Origin of the sequence: Caloranaerobacter sp. TR13 (assembly GCF_001316435.1) — a bacterium.
Lineage (GTDB): Bacteria > Bacillota > Clostridia > Tissierellales > Thermohalobacteraceae > Caloranaerobacter.
Map to the genome: position 1 here is coordinate 40,951 of NZ_JXLL01000007.1, position 22,806 is coordinate 63,756.

Genomic DNA, 22,806 nt, shown 5'->3' on the forward strand with positions numbered 1-22,806 from the left:
GCCCGAGGTATACTAATTAAATATTATTTACATTTAAAACTCTCATTGCATTTAATACTGCTATTAAAGCAACACCCACATCTGCAAATACTGCGGCCCACATTGTTGCATATCCTAATGCACCTAAAACTAGAACTATTCCTTTCACTCCTAATGAAAATATAATGTTTTGCCATACTATTTTTCTAGTTCTTTTTGCAATCTTAATTGCAGTAACAAGTTTTGATGGTTCATCAGTCATAAGCACTACATCTGCTGCTTCAATGGCTGCATCTGAACCTAATCCTCCCATAGCTACTCCTATATCAGCCCTAGCAAGAACTGGTGCATCATTTATACCATCTCCAACAAATATTAACTTTCCTTTAGTTTGTCTTTCATTTTCCAGCATTTCAACCATTTCTACTTTATGTTGAGGTAAAAGCTCTGCATAAACCTTATCTAACCCTAGCTTCTTACCTACAATATCAGCTACTTTTTTATTATCTCCAGTAAGCATTACAGTTTTATTTATGCCAATAGCTTTTAACTCTCTTATAGCTTTTTCAGAATCCTCTTTTACTTCATCTGAAATAATGATATAACCTGCATATTTTTTATCTACTACTACATGAACAATAGTTCCAGCTGCATCAACATTTTCATAGTCAATGTTCTCTTTCTTCATCAGCTTATCATTTCCTGCAAGTACAACTTTACCTTTTACAACTGCTTTAATCCCATGTCCAGAAATTTCGTCATAGCTCTCTATATCATCTTTATTTATTTCTTTTCCATATTCGTTTAAAATCGAAACTGCAATAGGATGATTAGAATAACTTTCTGCATATGCAGCAAATTCTAATAACTGCTCTCTAGAAATACCATTTTTCACCTTTATTTCAGTAACTTTAAATACACCTTTAGTTAAAGTACCTGTTTTATCAAACACTACAGTATCTACATTATTTAAAGCTTCTAGATAGTTTCCACCCTTTACAAGAATTCCTCTCTTAGATGCTCCTCCTATACCTCCAAAGAACCCTAATGGTATAGATACAACTAAAGCACAAGGACATGATATTACTAAAAATACAAGCGCTCTATAGATCCATTCTGAAAATGTAGCACCTTCAATCACAAGCGGAGGAATAATAGCTAAAGCTAAAGCACTAAATACTATTACAGGTGTATAGTATCTTGCAAATTTTGTTATAAAGTTCTCAGTTGGAGCTTTTTTACTACTTGCATTTTGTACTAAATCAAGTATCTTAGATACAGTAGACTCTCCAAATTCCTTAGTTACTTTAATAGATAAAAGACCATTCTTATTAATGAAACCGCCTAATATTTCATCTCCAACATTAACATCTCTCGGTACAGATTCACCTGTTAATGCAGATGTGTCTACCATAGATTTACCTTCTACAACTATTCCATCTAGTGGAACTTTTTCACCAGGCTTTACTACAATTATGTCTCCAATATTAACTTCATCTGGTGATACTTTCTTTATATCTTCTCCAACTTTAAGATTTGCATAATCTGGTCTAATGTCCATAAGTTCAGCAATAGATTTTCTAGAACGATTAACAGCTAAATCCTGCATAAATTCCCCAACTTGGTAGAATAACATAACTGCTACACCTTCTGGAAACTCTCCTATTGCAAAAGCTCCTATTGTTGCTACAGCCATTAAAAAGTTTTCATCAAACACTTGACCTCTTAATATATTTTTGCCTGCTCTTAATAATATTTCTCCTCCTATTAATATATAACTTATAAAGAACAGAATAAACTCAGTCCAAAACGTAAATTTAAAAATTATAGCTATACTAAAAATAGCTGCTCCTGTTAATAATCTTTTAAGCTCTTTTTTATTATCTCCTTCTCCATGAGAATGGCCATGGCTATGACTATGTCCATGTTCATGCTCATGAGTGTGTCCATTATGTTTTTCTTTATTTTTACTTTCATCAATTACATCTACTTCTGGCTCTATTTTCTTTATTATTTCTATCGCTTCTTTTGTTATTCTATTTAAATCTTTTTTATTAGCCTCGATAATTAATTTTCCAGCTGCAAAATCTACATAAGCATTTTTTACTCCCTTTATTTCTTTTACCTTTGATTCAATTTTAGCTGAACAACTAGCACACATAAGACCCATTAAGACTAATACCTTTTTTGATACTTTTTCTATAATTTTTTCTTTAACAATTACATGTGGTTCAAGCTTTTTTACAATATCCTTCGTTTCTAAAATAACTGATTCTATTTTATTTTCATCAGTTATTTCAATTGTTAGTGTCTTAGTTATAAAATTCAGATTTGCTGTCTTAACATCAGCTAATCCATTTACTTTTGCTTCTATTTTCGCTGCACAATTTGCACAATCTAATCCTTCTAATATCAGTTCTTTTCGAATTTTTTTGCTCATCTAAACACCCCTTTGCCTCTCTTTATATATGAATACCTATTCATATGTTCATCTGTATATTATTATATACCCTTTTTTTCGAAAATACAACTATATTTTTAATTTATATCAAACTAAAATTTTTATAAGATTAAAAAATAAAACCTATCGATAATTTAATATCAATAGGTCTTTTAAAACAAATTTGTAGTTCAATTACTTACTAAAATAAAAGCTTATTTTCAAGCTATAAAGCTAACCTGTTGTCTAATAGCTTTGAACTATCAATAACTTTATCTCATCTCTATATCCCTCAAGCTCATTAGGAGTTTCTAAAATAAATGGTAAATCTTTTAGCTGAGGATGATTTAATACGTTTAAAATAGCTTCAAGCCCTATAGTTCCTTTTCCTATTTTTTCATGTCTGTCTTTCCTACTGCCAAACTCTTTCATGCTATCATTTAGATGTATAGCTTTTAGTTTATCAATACCTATAATTTTATCAAACTCTTCTAAAACATTATCCAGTTCATTAACTATATCATACCCTGCTGAATATATGTGGCAGGTATCTAGACAAACTCCTATCAGTTCAGAGTATTTCACTTTATCAAGTATATCCCTTATTTGCTCAAATGTATATCCTACCTCTGTTCCCTTTCCAGACATTGTCTCCAATAAAATCATAGTATTTTCATTGCCTGTAATTATCTCATTAAGTCCTTGAGCTATTCTTTCTATTCCATAGTCTATACCCTTGCCTAGATGATTGCCTGGATGAAATGTAAAATATGGACAAGGAATACTTTCTAATCTTTCTAAATCCTCTTTAATCACTCTTTTTGCTAAATTCCAAGTATCTTCTTTATGTGAAGCAAGATTAAGTATATATGGAGCATGAGCCACTAATGGACCAAATTTATATTCAGCTAACATTTTTTCAAAATTTCTTATATCATCCATATCCAAAGCTTTTGCTTTTGCACCTCTAGGATTTCTTGTAAAGAACTGAAAAGTATTAGCTCCTATGCTAAGTGCTATTTCTACAGCATTTGAATAACCTTTAGAAATTGTCAAATGACATCCTAAAAACATTAATATCACCTCTAATATATCTTCTTTTTATCAATATAATTAATCAATCTTTTTCTTACAAAGTCTCTTAAATAATCTTCATCAAAATAGCTTATAACTCCATTTTCCTTTTTAAAATCATAACCAAACACCTTAGAATATTTATCTAACCTCCTTAGTCTCTTTATATGCTCTTCACTCATTCTGAATACTCCAATATTAACATCTCTTATAGCATCTGATGGCATTTCTGTAAATACTTTATCTATAAATTTACCATAAATCGATTCAAACCCTTTAATTTTCATGATAGGTTCAAGAGATATCCTTACTTTTAACCCTTTTGAAATAGCTAATTTTATATCACTTAGTCTTGACATAAGACTAGGTGTCTTATGTTCAAAATTATCAACTATTTCTTGAGGCGACAATGTCCAAGCAAATATAATATTTTCTGGTATTTCTAATTCTTTAATACTTTTAAAATTGTTACTTTTAGTTCTTATTTCTATAAGTAGATTTTCGTTCTTTTTTGCAAATTGAATCCATTTTCTCACAAAACCAGTTATATTTTCAAAAGCTAATATGTCTGAGTCATATGAAATACATATATAAGCTCTTTTACCTTTAGTTGTTTTAATGATTTCTTCGAAATAATCTTCTATATTAACAAAAATTACAATATTAGAGGATGTATATAAACCTCTTAAATAGCAATATTCACAATCATAAATACAATTAAATATATTTGAAGAATAATAAAATAAAGTTTCTCCAAAATCTTCACAGATAGGTGAACCTTCATACAAATAGCTACCCGTTTTTTTAGCCAATATCAACTTAGGAGATTTTTTTTGAATTATAAAATTCTGTTTTGGTCTATTGAAAACATCTTTGTAGTTTTTTATTTCTATTACCTTACTCTTCGGGAATTTACTTAATATTTCTAAAGTTATATGGTGATTTAAAACATCTTTTTCTACATAAATATGTGAAAAACTATTCATATAGCTTATTGATAAGCTTCTTGAACTCTCTTTTACTTTCATTTTTATCTTGCACCCTTACATTAAGTATATTTTCTACAAATTTTGGACTTTTACTTTCCCTTATCTTATATCCAATATAAGCCTTATTAAACTGAATTTTTTGACTTTCTGTTAAATTAAGTACTAAGCTTATCTTATCTATCATATTTTTGTCCCAATCATTAAGTAAATCCTTTTTTACAAAACTGTTTTTCATTTTATTTATATAATCATCTATCGTAATAATATTTTTTTCTACCAATTTCTCAACAAATTCACCTGTCAGTCTCGCACCATCTAAATGATCAGAGACAATTTTTATAAGCTGAATTTGATGAGGAGAAAAAAACTTTGATGAAGCCTTAAAAAAGCCACTTCCCTCCATATCGCATATATCTTTTATATCAAAATCAACTACTGGCTTTGAAAAAGTCTCTAAAGTCCCCTCTTCAAACTGATGTTTAATCAATATATCTGGATAATAATCTCTTCCTGTTTCAATATCATGAATCTTATTAACAAGTACTGCCTCTCCAATTTCTCTACTTTTACTTCCACAAATACCTATATTTATAATAATGTCTTCATCAGAAATACCATATTTAGAAACAATATGAGCTAAAGCTACCGCAGAATTTATTTTGCCAATTCCAGATATGATTAACTTTATATCATCGTTTTCAAAAACTTGAAAAAACTTATTTTCATTAACCCTTTTTAATTTATAAAAATTTATTATTGGTTTTGCTTCATTATAAAAAGCACAAATAAAATATAACATAACTATCACCCTAAATTAAGTACTATATACAGCATTATAGCATAAAACCTCAAGTGTCAATCAAACTAAATCTTCATAAAATGAATAATATACAGACTATTGACAAAGTTATGTTACTTAATGAATTGAAAAAATAGCGCTCATAATACCTTATTTTTTAATCTATATCTGAAGGAGGATTTTTATGTTTCAAAGCAAAACATACACTATATCAAACATTCGTAAATATATTGTAGGTTTAGATAAAAAGGTATTATTAAGAAGTGGTAAAAAGGTTAGATATATCAATTTTGACAATGCAGCAAGCACTCCAACCATTAAACCAGTTCAAGATAAAATAAATGAATTTCTACTATGGTATTCTAGTATTCATAGAGGAACTGGATATAAATCTAAAATATCAACTGAAATTTATGACAAGGCACATGAAATAGTTTTAGATTTTGTAAATTGTGATAAAGAAAAAAACGTATCTATTTTTGTTAAGAATACAACAGAAGCTATCAACAAGCTCTCATATAGATTAGCTCTCTCTAATGAAGATATAGTAATTACTACTCTAATGGAGCATCATTCAAATGATTTACCTTGGAGAAATAAAGCTAAAACGTTACATGTAAATCTACTTAAAGATGGCAGACTTGACTTAGACGATCTAGAGATAAAATTAAAAACTTATAAAGGTAAAGTAAAATTAGTTGCAGTTACAGGAGCTTCAAATGTAACAGGTTATGTAAATGATATTCATTATATAGCCTCACTCAGTCACAGATATGGAGCTATGATACTTGTAGATGCTGCTCAACTTATTCCTCACAGAAAAATCAATATGAAAGGATATAAAGATGATGATTATATTGATTTTCTAGCTTTTTCAGCTCATAAAATGTATGCACCATTTGGCACAGGAGTTTTAATTGGTCCTAGAAAAATATTTAAAGAAGGTGCTCCTGAATACGTAGGAGGAGGAACAATTATAAGCGTAACAAAATATAATCAACTTTGGGCAGATTTGCCTGATAAAGAAGAAGCAGGTACTCCTAATGTTATCGGTGCCGTTGCACTTATACAAGCAATTAAAATATTAGAAGAAATAGGAATGGAAAGCATAAAAGAACATGAAAAAATACTAACAACACATTTACTTGATAAACTTAAATCTCTTCCTAATATAAAAATTTACTCTGTTTATAAACAGTCTGAAGACATGGTTGGAGTAGTCACTTTTAATGTGTCAAATATCCCTCACAACCTGTTAGCTTCATTGCTGTCTTATGAAGGTGGGATAGGAGTTAGACATGGTTGTTTCTGTGCTCATCCATACATTCATTACCTACTAGGACTTAGTCAAGAGGAAATAGCAAAACTCCAAAAAGAATTGCTAATGGGTAATTTTAGAAATACTCCTGGATTAGTTAGAGTAAGTTTTGGTATGTATAATAATTTGGAAGAAATAGATAGTTTTATTCAAAAATTAGAATACATTATCAGTAATAAAAATAGTATTATAAAAGAGTATATATATAATAAAAAAATTAATGAATATCAGCCTAGTATTCTTCCAGGAAATATGTTTAATGACTTTAATTTGTAAAATGAAAGATTAGAATTATTTCATGTATATTAAATATGTGATATAATTTAAATAGCTTAAGAGAACTTAAGAGAAAGGAAAAGCTAAAATATGTTAGAAAGAAAACTTTGGAGAAAATTTGATTATATATTATTTATAACAATAGTTTTATTATGTATATATGGTTTCATAGTAATTGCAAGCGCAACTTCTAAAACTAAAGGAAGTGATATACAATTAGGAATAAACTTATTAAAACAGCTTATTAAGAACCCCTTTCTTAAAACTCAAATCACTTCATTTGTTTTAGGTTTAATTGCTATATTTATTTTAATCTTATTTAATTATGATACATTTGGTAGATTATATCTTTTAATATATGGATTTTGTAATCTTTTACTAATAGCAGTTTTATTATTTGGAACTGGCGAAGAAGCTTGGGGTGCTAGAAGCTGGTTATCTATTGGAGGTTTTAGTTTCCAACCTTCAGAAATCGTAAAAATAGGTACTATAATCTCTGTAGCAAAATTTATAGATAATAATAAAGAAAGACTTAATGAACCTTTTACATTAACCAAAATACTCATATTTTCTTTAACCCCAGTTGTATTAATTCTTATGCAACCTGATTTTGGGACAGCCACTGTTTTTATATTTTTTATCTCAATAATGTTATTTATAGCAGGTCTAGATATTAAATATATTTTGTATGCTACTGGTTCTGCACTATTAAGCTTTCCTATTTTATGGTTTTTTTTACTAAAAGATTATCAAAAAGAACGTATTAGAGTTTTTATTGATCCTAGTCGTGATGCAATGGGGTCAGGTTATCAGGTTATACAATCAAAAATAGCAATTGGTTCTGGTAAATTACTTGGTAGAGGGCTCTTTCATGGAGTACAAACACAATATGGCTTTCTACCAGAAAAACATACTGATTTTATATTTGCTGTAATTGGTGAAGAATTAGGATTAATAGGAGGGCTTATTTTACTTTTACTTTACTTTATTATGTTATACAGACTTATAGTGATTGCAAAAAACTCAAAAGATCTTATGGGATCTTTGATAGTTATAGGTATAGCTTCAATGATTACTTTCCACATTATAGAAAACATAGGAATGACAATGGGTTTAATGCCTGTAACGGGTATACCTTTGCCTTTTATTAGTTATGGAGGTACTTTTCTATTAGCAAATTTAATAAGTATTGGACTAGTTCTTAGTATTGGAATGAGAAGGGATAAACTTAATTTTTAAGGGATGCTTAAAGCATCCCTTTTTTAACTTATAATATTTTGAACTGATTCTCTCGTAAAAGGTTCTTTTACATAAATATGTCCCATCAAAGTTTCTACCTTCTTACCATCTACTAAAAACTGAACTTTATCTATGTAATCTAATTCTGTCAATGACTTTACAATAGATGCTATAAGAAATGCTTCCTCTGTTGAACCTCCACGCAATCCACTACTCGAAATATTTACTTGTGCAATACTATCAACAACATCTACTCCTAATATCTGTATATGTGGAGCTATTGTTCTTCTAAGTTTTTCGTTTTTAGGACCTTGTTTAAGATTATTTAAAATAACTTCTTCTAATGGTTCTTGATCTATTTGTACCTTTATTTTCTCTGCTACTAAATTCATAAGCTTATCATCAGCAAAATATAATGTTATATCTTTTTCTTCTTTTATTTCTTTAACATCTTTAGTATTATCATCTATATTCTTTTCAGGCTGACTGCAAGCTGATAGATTAAATATGATTAAAATAACCAGTATAAAAACTGATATCTTTCTTACCATGCTATAACCTCCAATTGCAAGCTGACTCTTTATTTAATTATACCACTTTTTCTTTAATTTATGTTAATATTTTGGGTACTGGATACTAGGTACTTGGTGCTAGGTACTTGGTACTGGGTACTAGGTATATAAAGAAACTACTAGCTCAAAGGGCTAGTAGTTTACTATTTTTTGCTATGTTTAATGTAATTTATTATTATGCTATATACATCATCGTCATAAGATATGTTTTCTGGCAATCTATCAAACAATTTTACCAAATCAGTTTCACTCCATCTTGGCTTAGGATTAAACTTCTCAACTTCTCCTATAAATATAGCATATTTAAATATCTCATTTTCTCTTTGTACTGTATAATATCCAATAGATTGTATTTCTGATAATTCAGCTCCTGTTTCTTCATAGGTTTCTCTAGTGGCGCATTCTAAGACTGTTTCTCCTTCTTCTCTTATGCCAGCAGGAAATTCCCATCCTCTTCTCTTAGGATGATAAGTCATAACTAAATTTCCATTATAGAATAGTACTACTAAAGATCCAATTGAATCTTCTAAATTATTTTTAGCTTCTTCTGATAAAAAGATTTTAATGTCTCCACTATGTCCTTTAATTTCATAATACTTTTTCAAATTTATCACCTACTATCTTTAAATTATCTTTATAGAATTAATTTATGAAATATACCCAATAAAAGTACATAAGTTTACATATCTATTTTAAACAAAAATTTTCTGTATATTCTGACTATTTTAATAATTTCGGCGTATAAAAAAAATTTCCTGCTTAATCAGGAAATCTTTTAAAAAATACTTAAATTTAACTCTCTAGACAATTCTTTTAATACTTCGTACCCGCCTATAGAATTACCTTTTTCATCTAATGCTGGTCCATATACACCAATACCCATTTTATGAGGTACTGCAGCCATAATTCCTCCACCAACGCCACTTTTAGCTGGTATTCCAACTTTTATCGCAAACTCGCCTGATGCATTATACATTCCACAGGTAACCATAAATGTCTTAACTATTCTAGCTATATGCTCAGAAACTATCTTTTCAGATGTATGTGGCACTCTCCCTTTATTAGCTAAAAAAAGTCCTATCTTAGCTATATCAACACAATCTACTTCTATTGAACACTGTTTAAAATATACGTCAAGAATCTCCTCTACATCCCCTTCTAGTATTCCAACATCTCTCATAAAGTACGCCATAGATCTATTTCTATCACCTGTTCTTTTCTCTGATAAATATACTTCTTGGTTAACTTTTAAATCATCATTACCAGTTATTTTTTTAAAAAGATTAAGTAGCCTTTGAAATTTTTCGTCTCCATCTTTCCCTTTTATTAAAGACGCTATTGCAATTGCTCCTGCATTAATCATTGGATTTAGTGGTTTTGACGGATTTATCATTTCTAGTTTTACTATTGAATTAAATGCATCTCCTGTAGGTTCCATTCCTACTTTTTTAAACACTTCTTCTTCTCCATTATCCATTATAGCCAACATTAAGGAAATCGTTTTCGAAATACTCTGTAGCGTAAATTTAATACTATATTCACCTGCTGTATAGATATTACCTTGTATATCAGCTACACAAATTCCTAAATGCTTTGGATTTGCTTTACTTAATGCAGGTATATATGTGGCTACCTTTCCTCTACTAGTTATATCTCTGTTTTTTTCTATTATTCTATTTAGTAACTCATTCAACTATCTCATCTCCTATCTTTATTATACACATAATAAAGATAGTACAAATAAAAGGAATAGTCAATAGGACTATTCCTTTCTAAAACAACTGCCTCCAATGAACTCCCTTAATATAGAAGTATTTGGAATTATCGATTCATCATCTATATCTTTAAAATAACTTAAAAACTTTAATAGTCTTTTAGCTTCCGCATAATATGGTACATCTTTGCTGACCTTTTCCAATAAAGGTATTGCATACTTTTTTAGTACTGCTAATTCATATACTAAAGCTGAATTAAACATAACATCTGCCTCTTCTTGAAATGGAAATATATTTTTTTCTTCTCCTCTTCTAACAGAATCCCATAATTGTAAAGTTCTCTCTGCATCATTACCTCTATATTTACTATCTCTTACAATTCTTCTTATAAGCCTTAAATCCGTAGTTGGTATTCTATTATGTGAATCAATATTAAGCTGAGTCAATGCACTTACATAAATCTTAAACTTATTCTTTTTAGGTATAGCTAAAGTCAACTTATCATTAAGACCATGAATACCCTCTATTATTATTGGTTGATCCTTTTCTATTTTTAAAATTCTACCTTTATATTCTCTTACTCCTTTAATAAAATTGTATGTTGGCAAATGTACTTCTTCACCAGCAATAAGTTTTAATAAATCTTCATTAAATTTTTCAATATCTATCGCTTCAATCGATTCAAAATCATACTCTCCATTCTCATCTTTAGGAGTATTCTCTCTATTGACAAAATAATCGTCCAATGAAATAGAAATAGGCTTTTTCCCACTAGTCTGTAATTGAATTGATAATCTTTGCGCAAAAGTAGTTTTACCAGACGAAGATGGCCCAGCTATTAATATTATTCTTTTATCTTCATCTTCGGCTATCTTATCAGCTATATATGCAATTTTCTTCTCATGTAATGCTTCAGATATTAAAACTATATTCTCTATAGTGCCATTTAATATTCTTTCATTCAAATTACTAACATATCCTATATCTAATATATCACCCCAAGTTTCTGCTTCTTTAAAAACTTTGGCTAATTTATTCTGCTGCTCAAACTTAGGGATTTTAAAATTACTTTCTTTCCTTGGAAACATTAATATTAATCCAGGATGATAATATATTAAATCAAAACTGTTGATATATCCAGTTGAAGGTGCTAAATAACCATAAAAAGAGTCATAATAATCTTCTAAACTGTACAAATGCATTTTTTCTTTATTTAAGTTTTTTATTAAATTTATCTTATCAAACATTTTCTGCTTTGTGAAAATTTGTATCACTCTGTCAGTACTAATCAGTTCTCTTTTTATTTTTATATCTTTACTGATAATTTCTTGCATTCTAGTTTTTATCCTTTTTACTTCATCCAATGTCAGATTATTCTCTTTATGTATTTCACTGTATAACCCTTTGCTCAATGAATGTTCTATTGTTATATTTGCATCTTGAAACAAATCCTTACAAGCTTTTATATAAATAAAAGAAAGAGTTCTTGAGTATATCCTCAATCCATCTTTATGAGTAATATCCAAAAGCTCAACACTACAATCACTAATTAAAGGATATTCTAAGTGTCTAACTTCATTTTCAACTATAGCACCTAAATATTTTTTCTCATCATCTACTTTTATTAATTTTATTATATCAATAATCTTTATACCTTTATTAAAAGTAAATTCTCCTATACCTTTTAATTTAACTTTAATCTTTTCTGCCATTTCATTCCCCCCTTAACATTATATTTAATACCCCAATAGTTAAATATATAACATCCTGCAAAAAAATAGTTCCTATAAAAAGGAACTATTTCATTGGTCTACTTGGTTCTGAAATACTTGATAATGCATCTCCTGCTTCATTTACATATATATCTCTTACAGCAAGGTCTCCAATTGATAATATACCTACAAGTTTACCATTTTCAACAACAGGAAGTCGTCTGATTTGATTATCAGCCATAATTCTTGCTGCTTCATGAATATCTGTGTCTGGAGAAACAGATATTACATTTGTTGTCATAACACTAGATACAGGTGTAGAATTGTCTCTTCCAGACGTTAATCCTCTAATAACAATATCTCTATCTGTTACTATCCCTATAGGTCTATTAGAGCTGTCACATACTGGAATAGAACCAACATTTAGACTTTTCATCTGGTCTGCTACTTCTTTTATTGTGCTGTTTTCTCTAGCAACTGAAACATTAGTAGTCATTACTTCTCTTACTTTCAAACTTTTCACCCTCCTTGTGATTACTCACAATTAGGATATGCAAAAAATCATTTTTTAAACATATCAAAAATATCAACTAAATAGTTGTTTAATAATTTTTTTATATAAATCATCTAAACTAGCAGTAAAACTTTTACCATTTAAATACGCTAGGTAATCATCTAATCCATTAAATTTTATCTTATATGAATGTAAAAACTGACTATCTAAATTATATTCTTCCTTGAAAAATCTATTTGTAGTAATATCTCCATATTTTATATCTCCAATAATAGGATGTCCTAAATAAGACAAATGAGCTCTAATTTGATGCGTTCTTCCAGTAATCAAATCAATCTCAAGTAGACTATATTTATCATTGTTTTTCAAGACTTTTATACCTGTTTCAATTTTTTTTGCCCCATTTACATAGTTTTGAAAAATCTTTGCTTTATTTTTTTTTGTATCTTTTAACATATAACCCTTTATATTAAAATCTTTCTGTATTTTCCCTTTTACAATACATTTATAATATTTTTTTATTTTTTTCTCTCTTATAGCTTTGTTCATTAATTGTAGTGTTGTAAAATTTTTAGCTCCAATTATAATCCCACTTGTATTTCTATCTAGTCTATTACATATAGATGGTATAAAAGTCTTTTCTTCATTAGGATTATATTCACCTTTACTGTATAAATAACTTATTAACGCATTTACAACGTCATTTTTACTATCTACTCTATCAGAATGCGATAACATTCCTTTAGGCTTATTTATTAAAATAATATTTTCATCCTCATATACTATATCTATATCTACTTTATTGTTTTGTATTTTAAATTCTTCTTTAAATTTATTTATCGTGTCTTCAGATAAGTATAAGCTTAATACATCTCCTTCTTTAATAACATCATTCGGATTTGCTTTTTTACCGTTTAGCTTTATCCTTTTTTTTCTCAGCATCTTATATAAAAATCCTTTAGAGGCTTTAGGCATATATTTTTTTAAGAATCTATCTAATCTTTGATTGCTTTCGTTTTTGTTTATAATTACCTCTTTCATAATCGTCTCCTTTCTCATTTGTAGAATAATAGGCTAAAATCATCTATATTTTTTTCTATTTAAACATTATTTTTTTCAATTGTCAACAAATTACAGATACATATCAGTTCTATTTATTGAAATTATACTACCTTATATGATATCATTTTGTTAGAAAACATTATTTGGGGTGACTAAATTGAAAAATTTTATTGAAAAATTTAAAGACTTTTTGTACGATATCATAGATCACGTGATAATAATCGGAGTAATAGTTATAGTTATTGGAATTATAGGTTGGAGATTAGATATTCTATTTGCAGATAACTTAGTAAAAGCTCCACTAATTAGCTCTGAAGATGCAAATAAAAATAATAGTAGTATTACATCTATTAACGAAAATACTTCTATAGATATATCTGAAAATAATATGTCTGAAAATCCAATAGATGATACTGAAATAAATGATTCTACTCAAAATGATAATGAAAATAACCAAATAGATTTTAATGAATCTGAAAAGGATGCGAATTTAAACGACACACAAAATAATAAAATAGTTGTTATTAAGATACCAAAAGGTTCTTTAGGCCCTGCTATTGCTGAAATATTATTAAAAGAAGGTTTAATTAACAGTAAAACCGAATTTTTAAATAGGGCTAAAGAATTAAAACTAGATACAAAACTTAAAGCAGGTAGCTTTAAAATTGAAAGTAATAGTTCATTAGATAAAATAATAAAAATTATTGCAGGAGCAATTTAGAGCCTAAGTAATACCAATATTACTTAGGCTCCTTAATTTAAGTTAGCTAAAATCCAAGATATGAATTTCCATCCAGTGGTATTAATACTTGTAATGGTGGCTCTTGCTTTGATAACCCTACAAAATATATTGAATAGAACTTACTTGGTCTTAGCGATGCATTTGGAACATATAAAATTCTTTTATTAGTTCCTGCTAAATAAATATCAAAGCTATAGGTTGCAGGAGCTAATAATATATAATTTGTTATTTGCTTATAACCTATATTAGAAAATAAAACAGCACCATTAGACAGTCTAACATCTACTAGTGGTGTATCTGGTGATAGGTGAATAAATCTTAAGCATACTTTACCCATCGGTATAGGCAATCTCGGGTCTAAAATAGGATATAAAGATATATCTTCTAACTTTCCAATAACCGATACAGTAAAAATAGAGCCTGGTGGAATATTTATATCTGTATCAATTAAAACCTTAGTTCTATTACCTGCTGGAAAAACTTTAATATTATATCTACCATGATAAATAGGAAAATATTCTGTAAAATCTTTATAAGAAAGATTTGTAGATACATCTTTGTTATTCATTAAAATATCTATATTAAATGTGCCTGGAGAAGCATGTAAAAAACGTACGTATGAATGCATCCTATTCATAGAATTGTAGAAAAAATTAGGATTATAACTCCATTCATACATCTAAAATCATCTCCCTAAAAAAGAATTTACCTACTGCTAGTACAATATATGCAGTAGGTAAATTTTTGTAACTAATATTTTTCATTAATATAACTATCAATTAATGATTTTCTTACACCTTCAAAAAATACACCTTCGTCCTTAAGAATTTTTAAAAGCCATGGACTTTTTGAATGTAAAATTGCATTTTCATAATCTTTTAAATCTATTTCATATAATTTATCCTTAAGAAATCTAGATTGTACTTTAATAAAATATGCTTCTACATTTTGAAATTTTAAAAACCTAAGTAGTTTCAATGTAGCTCTGTCCTTTAAGTTATAATAGTAATTTGCTTCATCAATACAGGCTCTATAATAATCAAAATGCCTATTTCTTTTTTTAATATCCATTGCCGTCATGTAATAATATTTTGCTAGCATATTATAGTACTGATAATTATACATTCCTTTTTCAAAACTATCTATCCTAGTAAACGGTTTTACATTCATTTTTTGTATATACTCAAAGTTTAATTTTAAAAATTCTCTTTTAGTTATATCACCATTAATATATTGAATAATAAGTGCATCTCTATGATTGAAAAACTTATCGAATAAACTTTCTCTTTTACAATATACCACAACTAACACCCTATCTAATAATTGCTGTTTGACTATGACTACATATTAATTATATCATAATTTAAAAACATCTTATCAGTAATAATTTACCTCTTTTTTAATTTTATTTTACTACTTACCATTGCATATGATAGTGTTAACATTATAAACATTAAAACATATACATTAAGCTTATACTTTATTGTATATAAAGAAGTTATAGCCAATATACCTCCCGATAAAGTAATTGGTATCCCAATATATATGCCATCAAAATCTATAACATTATATCTAGCTAACCTGTAAGCTCCAGCAATAGCAAATAAAATTGTTATTATTATACCTAAAACACCTATATCAATAAGCTGACTATGCCAAATTAATATTGATGGTGCAACTCCAAACGAAATTAAATCACACAGAGAATCTAATTCTTTACCTATGCTTGAAGTTGCATTAAACATTCTAGCTATTTTACCATCATATCTATCTAATAAAGCAGCCAATAAAATAAGTAAAGAAGAAATATAATAGTTATCTTGAATAATGTACAATATTGCTAGTATTCCTAATGATAGATTTAAAAAAGTAAATAGATTGGGGATATACCCTTTAATTTTCATCTTTAATCACTCCAATTACTGTTATTCCGCCTTTTACAACTTCGCCTTCCTTAACTTTTAATTCTACTTTATCTTTTGGAATTACAACTTCGGTACATGAGCCAAACTTAATTAATCCATAAAGCTGACCTTGCTCTAAAACATCTCCTGTTCTAACCCAGCTAACTATTCGTCTTGCAATAAAACCAGTAATCTGATGTACTAAAACTTTAATATTCCCATTATTTAACCCTATAGTGTTTCTCTCATTAATTTCAGAAGCATGGCTTTTAAAAGCTGGTAAAAACTTCCCTGGCCTGTAGTTTATATATTCAACTTTACCTGATATTGGAGTTCTGTTTACATGCACATTAAATAAGGATAAAAAAATACTTACTTTAACGGCTTTACATTTAAGATATTCATCTTCATTAATTTCAGTTATGCTTAAAATTTTACCATCTGCTGGTGATAAAATAATTTTGTCATCTCTTTTTATTTTTCTAGGCGGATTTCTAAAAAAGAAGGTTACAAATATTAAAAGTATAAATGGTATAATTGCTGCATATATACTTATAAATCCAGTTATAATAGTAATAGCTAATAAAGATAAAATATAAGGAAAGCCATCAGGTGAAATAATAAAATTCCTCATTTTAGACCCCTTTCTTTTGCTAAATTCATATAATGATTTTCTTTAGTAATTTGGCTAACAACCATTTTGTCAACAACTGTATAAACATATATTTATTTATTATATATCAAAACATAGAGTATAATCAAATTATAAATTATTTATAATAAAGCAATAAACAAAAATATCAATAACTAACTCTATTGCTTTTAATAGTTTACTATAAATGTATGCACCTTTATATATGCAAATCACATCAAGAATTATTTAGTAAAAATATTTCTTCTTCTGTTAATTCTCTATATTCCCCAGGTAATAAAGTCTCATCCAAATTCAATCTACCCATAGAAACTCTTTTTAAGTAGACAACTTTTTTATTCACCGCTTTAAACATTTTCTTAACTTGATGAAATTTACCTTCTCTAATAGTAAGATAAACTTTTGATATATTATCTGTATCAATAATTTCAAGCTGAGCTGGGATAGTTTTATATTCACCATCTATCACTACACCTTCAGTAAAAATTTTTTTATCATCTTCAGTAACATATCCTTCTACTTCTACATAATATTTTTTCTCAACATGTTTTTTGGGAGACAATAAATTATGTGCTAATTTACCATCATTAGAAATAATTAATAATCCTTCTGTATCTTTATCTAGCCTTCCTACTGGAAAAGGATCAAATACTCTATACCTTTCATCTATTAAGTCAATTACAGTTCTTGATATTGGATCATCTGTAGAAGAGACTACTCCTTTAGGTTTATTCATCATCAAGTAAATAAATTCTCTATACTCAACAATCGTATCATCTATTTCAATTACAGCTTTATATGGGTTTAATTTATATGAACTATCCTTTACTATTTCGCCATTTACTTTTACTGATCCATTTTTTATCACTTTCTTTATGTCTCTTCTACTGCCATAACCTAAATTAGAAAGTATTTTATCTAATCTAATCTTTTTATCCATAACTCCCTCCTGTCATTATTTCATTCTCCATTCAGGTCGATAATAGTTTTTAAGGAAACTATCAGTCTGTTTACCCCATCCTGCAGGAAATCCATCAATACATACTAATTTCCATCCCTTTTTGTCACTTAACATCAATGTTTCACCTTTAAGATATTTAATTGCCTCTATGCTTTCACTAGAAAAATCTATTACATTCCTAAAGTCTTCTTTTTTAAAAGCTAAAGCTAATGACTGACTAGGTTCAAATCTATTTTTTTTGATTTTCCCTAAATATAAACCTAAATTAGCAACCTTAATACCAGTTAAATCAGGTGTTTCACAAGGTATACTATATAAATTTTCTCCTATACTATGAAGACTCTCTTTTAATGATATTTTCATATTCAAATCCTCAAAATCTAAATAAACACCGCAATTTAAACTTTTTTTACTAAATTTCTTAAGTTCTTCAATTTGACCGTCTTTTTTTCTAAGTAAAGCTATGAAATGACCTTCTCCTTTGATTTTATGTGGCCATGCTCTTAAAGTCCCTTTAATTTCTATTCTGCCATCTACCCATTCAGGTCTTCCTCTATCTAACACATTAATATTTTTTATATCAACAACCTCGAACTCAGGAAACTCTCTTAGAAACCATTCTATTGTACCTTCATTCTCTTCTGGAGAAAAAGTGCAAGTTGAATAAGCTAACATACCACCTGGCTTTAACATTCTAGGAATATACTTTAATATATCTTTCTGTATTCTTAAGCACTGCTTTACTGAAAATTTACTCCAACTCTTAACTGATTTTGGGTCTTTCCTAAACATACCTTCCCCTGAACAAGGGGCATCAACTAAAATCTTATCAAAAAAGTACTTAAACTTTTCGGCTAATCTTTCTGGAGTTTCATTTGTCACTATAGAATTTCTAATCCCAAACATTTCAATATTTTTAGTTAACGCTTTAACTCTTTTAGGACTTATATCATTAGCAACAAGCAATCCCTTACCATTTAATTTTGCACCAATCTGAGTTGCTTTCCCACCAGGAGCAGCACTTATATCAAGTACTCTATCCCCTGGCTTTGGATCTAAAACTTCAACCGGTATCATTGCGCTTGGTTCTTGAATATAATACAAACCACAATGATAATAAGGATGTTTACCTGGTCTTACTCTATCAAAATCATCTATGTAAAAACCTTCCCTGCACCAAGGTATCTCCCTTAAATCAAAAGGTGATATTTTCTTAAAATCTTCTACACTTAATTTTAATGTATTTACTCTTATACCCTTGTATGATTCTTTACTATAGCTTTTAATAAAATCATTGTATTCATTTCCTAATAATCCCTGCATCTTTATCAAAAATTCTTCTGGTAAATTCATAAAACCACCTACTTTAACTTTTTCCTTTATATTTTATAATTAACTTAACCCTTTTTCAAATAAATTATTTTTGAAATATGTGGTTACTATTAAATTTTCTGATTGGTAGAATAAAATGTGTGGTAACAAAATCTTTAATTTAATAAGTTACACTGATTAGAACAAAATAAGGCGGCTTATGCCGCCACATTACTTAATTATAGCCCTAACAAAATATATAGGTTTACCTTGACTAATAAATTTTTCTTCATATTCTGTTTTTACAGTATCTAAATCTCCATCTCTATAAAGATTTAACGAAATATCTCTTAATTCAAGTCCAAATTCACTCATTTCATTCAATGAAAATTCAAATAGCCTCTCATTATCAGTTTTGAAATGAATTTCACCATTAGGCTTCAATATCTTTTTGTATTTATTTAAAAAGTCTCTATATGTCAATCTCCTTTTAGTATGCCTTTTCTTAGGCCAAGGATCACAAAAGTTTATATAAATTCTATCAACTTCATTTTCTTCAAATATATTTTCTATTTCATTAACATTAAAAAGTAAAAATTTAATATTATTTAATACTTTAACCTCTGCCTTTTTTACAGCTTGAAACAATACATCTGCTATTTTCTCAACTCCAATATATCCAACATCTTCATTTTTTTCAGCTAAAGTTGTTATAAACTGACCTTTTCCAGTCCCCAATTCTATATATAATTTATCTTTATCAAATATCTCTTTCCATTTTCCTTTATATTCAATGGGATTCTTAACCAAATAATTATCTTTCTCTAAAAGCCTTTCTAATAAACCTTTCTTTCTCCTTAGTCTTCCCATAAAAATACCTCCATGTAATTATGTCATTATTATACTAATATATATTATTACATATTTCAAATAGTTTTTTAAAACATATATTTTAAAACCAAAAAGACTGGATCTTTTAAATCCAGTCTATATTACATATTTCCTTATACTTTCAGGTATATCTTTTTCTTCAATATTCAAACTTAATATAAAATCTATTTTGAATTTATTAGCCAAGCTTTCTAACCTTTGAATATATTCAGGTAATAATGATAAATCTATATCCACAATTTTATACACTGCATCAATGTAAATCTTCTCTATATCATAATCTTCTGCTATTAAACCACATAAAAAGCCATGGAACATTTCGATACCTTTAACTTCAAATTCCATGGCATTAATATATCTTATTTTATGATTAAGATCCAACATATATTTCACATCTGAATCAATAAACACAATATCCCCTAAAGACTCTTTAGCACTTTCATTAGCCATTTTTATTAATCGTTTAGTCTTTCCAGTACCTTTTTTCCCACAGACCAATTTAATCATTTTAATCCCCTCCAATTTTCACTTTTATATATAATTTCGTCATAATACACAAAATTCCTTTAAAATTTTCAAACTATTCTTTAAATTTCCCAAGAGCACTACCATTTAAATAGCTGCATTTCTTCCCTTGAAAAGTTTTTAACTTTATCATTTTATTAATTATTTCTTCTTTTATCTTCCACCAACTTGTATTCCAATTAACAAATAAAGCGTTATCTTCAGGAGCCCTTCCTATAAGTCTTTGTACAGCAATATCAGATTTCAGATATTCTAAAAAATTAATAACTCTTAAAATATATTCATCCTTTGATATTATTTGTATTCTTCCTTCTTTATAAAGTTTCGCAAGAGGGGTATTCTCAACAATATATAAAGAATGCAATTTAACCTGATTTATTGACAAAGCAGACAATATTTTTGCATTTTCAATAACATCATCCATTGTATCCCATGGTAGGTTTAATATCAAATGTGTACATATTTCAAATCCGAAACTTTTAATTCTAATTACGCTATCAATAAATTCTGCTAAAGTATGACCTCTGTTAATTTTTTTCAAAGTATGATAATTAACAGTTTGTAAGCCTAATTCTATAGTAATATTAATTCCATAATCGTTTTTTATTGTTTTTAAGAATTCTAAATATTCATCTGAAATACAATCTGGTCTTGTAGATATATCAATTTCAACAATATCGTCTAATATAGCTTCTGTAATATTTTTCTTAAATAAATCTATATCCATATATGTATTTGTAAAGTTCTGGAAATAAGCTATAAATTTATTAGCTTTATACTTTTTTTTAATATACGCTTTATTTGTTAAAATTTGCTCTCTCACTGGAATTACATTTGACAAACTCTCAAAACCTGCACCTACCTCTCCACAAAAAATACAGCCTCCATATCCTACTGAGCCATCTCTATTAGGACATGTAATAGGTAAGTTTATAGGAAGTTTATAGACTTTTTCTCCATATTTATTTTTTAAATAAACTGAATATACTCTATATAAATCTTTTTCTTCCATGCTGTCACCTCATTATAATTTCGTTGTTCGTCATTCGTTTCTCGCTATTCGTTATTTGTTATTTGCTATTTTAATTAGGCTTTATTTATTTTATCACAAAAACTTATATTTAGTACTTAACTAACATAAAAAATCTGCTAACAATTATAAGCTAGCAGATTTTCTGTTTGATTTAAGCACTTTCTTTTGCAATATTTTCATTTTTAAAATACTTTAATCCTACAACTCCTAAATAAGTCCAATAACTGATTACCTCAATTAAAGATGGATTGCCATTATATCCAAACATAGCCTTTAATATTGAGCCTATAGTTCCTTTTTCATTCAATATACCATTTATATTATATAAATGTTCAACAATTATAGGAATAACATGGGCTTCCTGTAACTCGTGAATTCCATGAGCAAATAGTCCTGCTGCAATTAATATTATTAAACCTCCAGTAACCTTAAAGAATTGTTGTAAATTTAATTTTATTGTAGTCTTAAATATAATGTATGCTGCAGCAATTGCTGCTATAAGCCCTATAATTGAACCAATTAAAGAGCTTAACCATGATACTTGACTTGATAGTGCTTTAAAGAACAATACAACTTCTACACCTTCTCTATATACTGATAAGAAAGCAAGTGATGCTAATCCATACACTTTATTGTCACTAACAGCACTGTCTATCTTTCTATGTAGGTCTTCTTTTAGACCTTTACTCTGGTTTTTCATCCAAATAATCATTGAAGTAAGTATCACCACTGCAACAAGCATTATTATTCCTTCAAATATTTCTTCACTTCTACCTTCAAACCCACCTGCTAACACCTCAAATAAGTAAGCAGTAACAGCACTTGCTAAAACTGCAAATCCAGCTCCACCATATACATATTTATTAAGGTTTTGTTTGTTAATTTTAGCTAAATAACCTAATATAATACCGATAATTAATGCTGCTTCAAGACCTTCTCTAAATATTAATAGAAAACTACTAAACATGTGATCACCTCTCCTTTATTAATATGTTTATTTGATATTGATTTTCATTTTCTATTACATTGTATAATGAAGTAATAAAATTGTCAAGTCTTTTTGATAATGTTTATCATTTTAAAAAAATAGGCTTAAGA

At 28.1% G+C, this 22,806-nt stretch carries 23 protein-coding genes; 3 read left to right on the top strand and 20 right to left on the bottom strand.

What is annotated here, in order from left to right; all coding sequences use genetic code 11:
* Window positions 1-16 precede the first annotated feature (16 nt).
* The 4 genes from TR13x_RS06820 to TR13x_RS06835 all read right to left on the bottom strand — a co-directional run bounded on the left by TR13x_RS06820 (window position 17) and on the right by TR13x_RS06835 (window position 5,281).
* Entirely contained in the window at window positions 17-2,419 is a 2,403-nt protein-coding gene (locus TR13x_RS06820; protein WP_054871167.1) for a heavy metal translocating P-type ATPase, read from the bottom strand.
* 246 nt (window positions 2,420-2,665) lie between these two features.
* Window positions 2,666-3,493, bottom strand: coding sequence for a deoxyribonuclease IV (locus TR13x_RS06825; protein ID WP_054871168.1), 828 nt, complete (start codon window positions 3,491-3,493; stop codon window positions 2,666-2,668).
* Window positions 3,494-3,504: 11 nt separating this feature from the next.
* Window positions 3,505-4,521: a spore photoproduct lyase family protein gene (locus tag TR13x_RS06830; RefSeq protein WP_200905832.1), complete on the bottom strand. Its 1,017-nt coding sequence runs from the start codon at window positions 4,519-4,521 to the stop codon at window positions 3,505-3,507.
* A complete protein-coding gene (locus tag TR13x_RS06835) occupies window positions 4,472-5,281 on the bottom strand; it encodes a hypothetical protein (RefSeq protein WP_054871169.1) in 810 nt (269 codons plus the stop codon). The genes TR13x_RS06830 and TR13x_RS06835 overlap by 50 nt, the downstream gene beginning before the upstream one ends.
* A 184-nt stretch (window positions 5,282-5,465) precedes the next feature.
* Here TR13x_RS06835 and TR13x_RS06840 point away from each other — a divergent pair, with 184 nt between their 5' ends.
* Both TR13x_RS06840 and rodA read left to right on the top strand, forming a co-directional pair.
* Window positions 5,466-6,875: an aminotransferase class V-fold PLP-dependent enzyme gene (locus TR13x_RS06840; RefSeq protein ID WP_054871170.1), complete on the top strand. Its 1,410-nt coding sequence runs from the start codon at window positions 5,466-5,468 to the stop codon at window positions 6,873-6,875.
* Between the two features lie 90 nt (window positions 6,876-6,965).
* Entirely contained in the window at window positions 6,966-8,114 is a 1,149-nt protein-coding gene (gene rodA / locus TR13x_RS06845) for a rod shape-determining protein RodA (protein WP_054871171.1), read from the top strand.
* A 23-nt stretch (window positions 8,115-8,137) separates the two neighbouring features.
* On the opposite strand, the gene TR13x_RS06850 is transcribed toward rodA, so the two are convergent.
* The 6 genes from TR13x_RS06850 to TR13x_RS06875 all read right to left on the bottom strand — a co-directional run bounded on the left by TR13x_RS06850 (window position 8,138) and on the right by TR13x_RS06875 (window position 13,668).
* Complete coding sequence (locus tag TR13x_RS06850; RefSeq protein ID WP_054871172.1) at window positions 8,138-8,665, bottom strand: GerMN domain-containing protein; 528 nt, start codon at window positions 8,663-8,665, stop codon at window positions 8,138-8,140.
* 164 nt (window positions 8,666-8,829) lie between these two features.
* On the bottom strand, window positions 8,830-9,291 hold the full coding sequence (locus TR13x_RS06855; RefSeq protein WP_054871173.1) for an NUDIX domain-containing protein: 462 nt from the start codon (window positions 9,289-9,291) through the stop codon (window positions 8,830-8,832).
* 170 nt (window positions 9,292-9,461) lie between these two features.
* Entirely contained in the window at window positions 9,462-10,379 is a 918-nt protein-coding gene (glsA, locus tag TR13x_RS06860) for a glutaminase A (protein ID WP_054871174.1), read from the bottom strand.
* 69 nt (window positions 10,380-10,448) lie between these two features.
* Entirely contained in the window at window positions 10,449-12,113 is a 1,665-nt protein-coding gene (locus tag TR13x_RS06865; RefSeq protein WP_054871175.1) for a nucleoside kinase, read from the bottom strand.
* Between the two features lie 85 nt (window positions 12,114-12,198).
* Window positions 12,199-12,627, bottom strand: a complete 429-nt coding sequence (locus tag TR13x_RS06870; RefSeq protein WP_054871176.1) for a CBS domain-containing protein — start codon at window positions 12,625-12,627, stop codon at window positions 12,199-12,201.
* A 72-nt stretch (window positions 12,628-12,699) separates the two neighbouring features.
* The gene (locus TR13x_RS06875) at window positions 12,700-13,668 is read right to left on the bottom strand and encodes an RluA family pseudouridine synthase (protein ID WP_054871177.1); all 969 of its coding nucleotides are present in this window, start codon (window positions 13,666-13,668) and stop codon (window positions 12,700-12,702) included.
* A gap of 178 nt (window positions 13,669-13,846) precedes the next feature.
* On the opposite strand from TR13x_RS06875, the gene TR13x_RS06880 reads away from it, so the two are divergent.
* Complete coding sequence (locus TR13x_RS06880; protein ID WP_054871178.1) at window positions 13,847-14,410, top strand: hypothetical protein; 564 nt, start codon at window positions 13,847-13,849, stop codon at window positions 14,408-14,410.
* Between the two features lie 46 nt (window positions 14,411-14,456).
* On the opposite strand, the gene TR13x_RS06885 is transcribed toward TR13x_RS06880, so the two are convergent.
* From TR13x_RS06885 to TR13x_RS06930, 10 genes are all read right to left on the bottom strand, one after another.
* Window positions 14,457-15,110: a DUF4397 domain-containing protein gene (locus tag TR13x_RS06885; RefSeq protein ID WP_054871179.1), complete on the bottom strand. Its 654-nt coding sequence runs from the start codon at window positions 15,108-15,110 to the stop codon at window positions 14,457-14,459.
* A 71-nt stretch (window positions 15,111-15,181) separates the two neighbouring features.
* Window positions 15,182-15,733 (bottom strand): DUF6648 family protein, encoded by a 552-nt coding sequence (locus TR13x_RS06890; RefSeq protein ID WP_054871180.1) that lies wholly within the window; start codon window positions 15,731-15,733, stop codon window positions 15,182-15,184.
* A gap of 86 nt (window positions 15,734-15,819) precedes the next feature.
* On the bottom strand, window positions 15,820-16,335 hold the full coding sequence (gene pssA / locus TR13x_RS06895; RefSeq protein WP_054871181.1) for a CDP-diacylglycerol--serine O-phosphatidyltransferase: 516 nt from the start codon (window positions 16,333-16,335) through the stop codon (window positions 15,820-15,822).
* Window positions 16,325-16,969 (bottom strand): phosphatidylserine decarboxylase family protein, encoded by a 645-nt coding sequence (locus TR13x_RS06900; protein WP_054871182.1) that lies wholly within the window; start codon window positions 16,967-16,969, stop codon window positions 16,325-16,327. Before TR13x_RS06900 ends, pssA begins: the two co-directional genes overlap by 11 nt.
* Window positions 16,970-17,204: 235 nt before the next feature.
* Entirely contained in the window at window positions 17,205-17,927 is a 723-nt protein-coding gene (locus tag TR13x_RS06905; protein ID WP_054871183.1) for a pseudouridine synthase, read from the bottom strand.
* A gap of 15 nt (window positions 17,928-17,942) precedes the next feature.
* Entirely contained in the window at window positions 17,943-19,301 is a 1,359-nt protein-coding gene (locus TR13x_RS06910) for an RsmF rRNA methyltransferase first C-terminal domain-containing protein (protein ID WP_054871184.1), read from the bottom strand.
* Window positions 19,302-19,490: 189 nt separating this feature from the next.
* Window positions 19,491-20,129: a tRNA (guanosine(46)-N7)-methyltransferase TrmB gene (trmB, locus tag TR13x_RS06915; RefSeq protein WP_054871185.1), complete on the bottom strand. Its 639-nt coding sequence runs from the start codon at window positions 20,127-20,129 to the stop codon at window positions 19,491-19,493.
* A 117-nt stretch (window positions 20,130-20,246) separates the two neighbouring features.
* Window positions 20,247-20,657 (bottom strand): hypothetical protein, encoded by a 411-nt coding sequence (locus TR13x_RS06920; protein ID WP_054871186.1) that lies wholly within the window; start codon window positions 20,655-20,657, stop codon window positions 20,247-20,249.
* Window positions 20,658-20,730: 73 nt separating this feature from the next.
* Window positions 20,731-21,687 carry a TIGR01212 family radical SAM protein gene (locus tag TR13x_RS06925; protein ID WP_054871187.1) on the bottom strand — a complete coding sequence of 319 codons (957 nt, stop codon included), beginning with the start codon at window positions 21,685-21,687 and terminating at the stop codon, window positions 20,731-20,733.
* 172 nt (window positions 21,688-21,859) lie between these two features.
* A complete protein-coding gene (locus TR13x_RS06930; protein WP_054871188.1) occupies window positions 21,860-22,675 on the bottom strand; it encodes an FTR1 family protein in 816 nt (271 codons plus the stop codon).
* Between the last annotated feature and the right edge of the window lie 131 nt (window positions 22,676-22,806).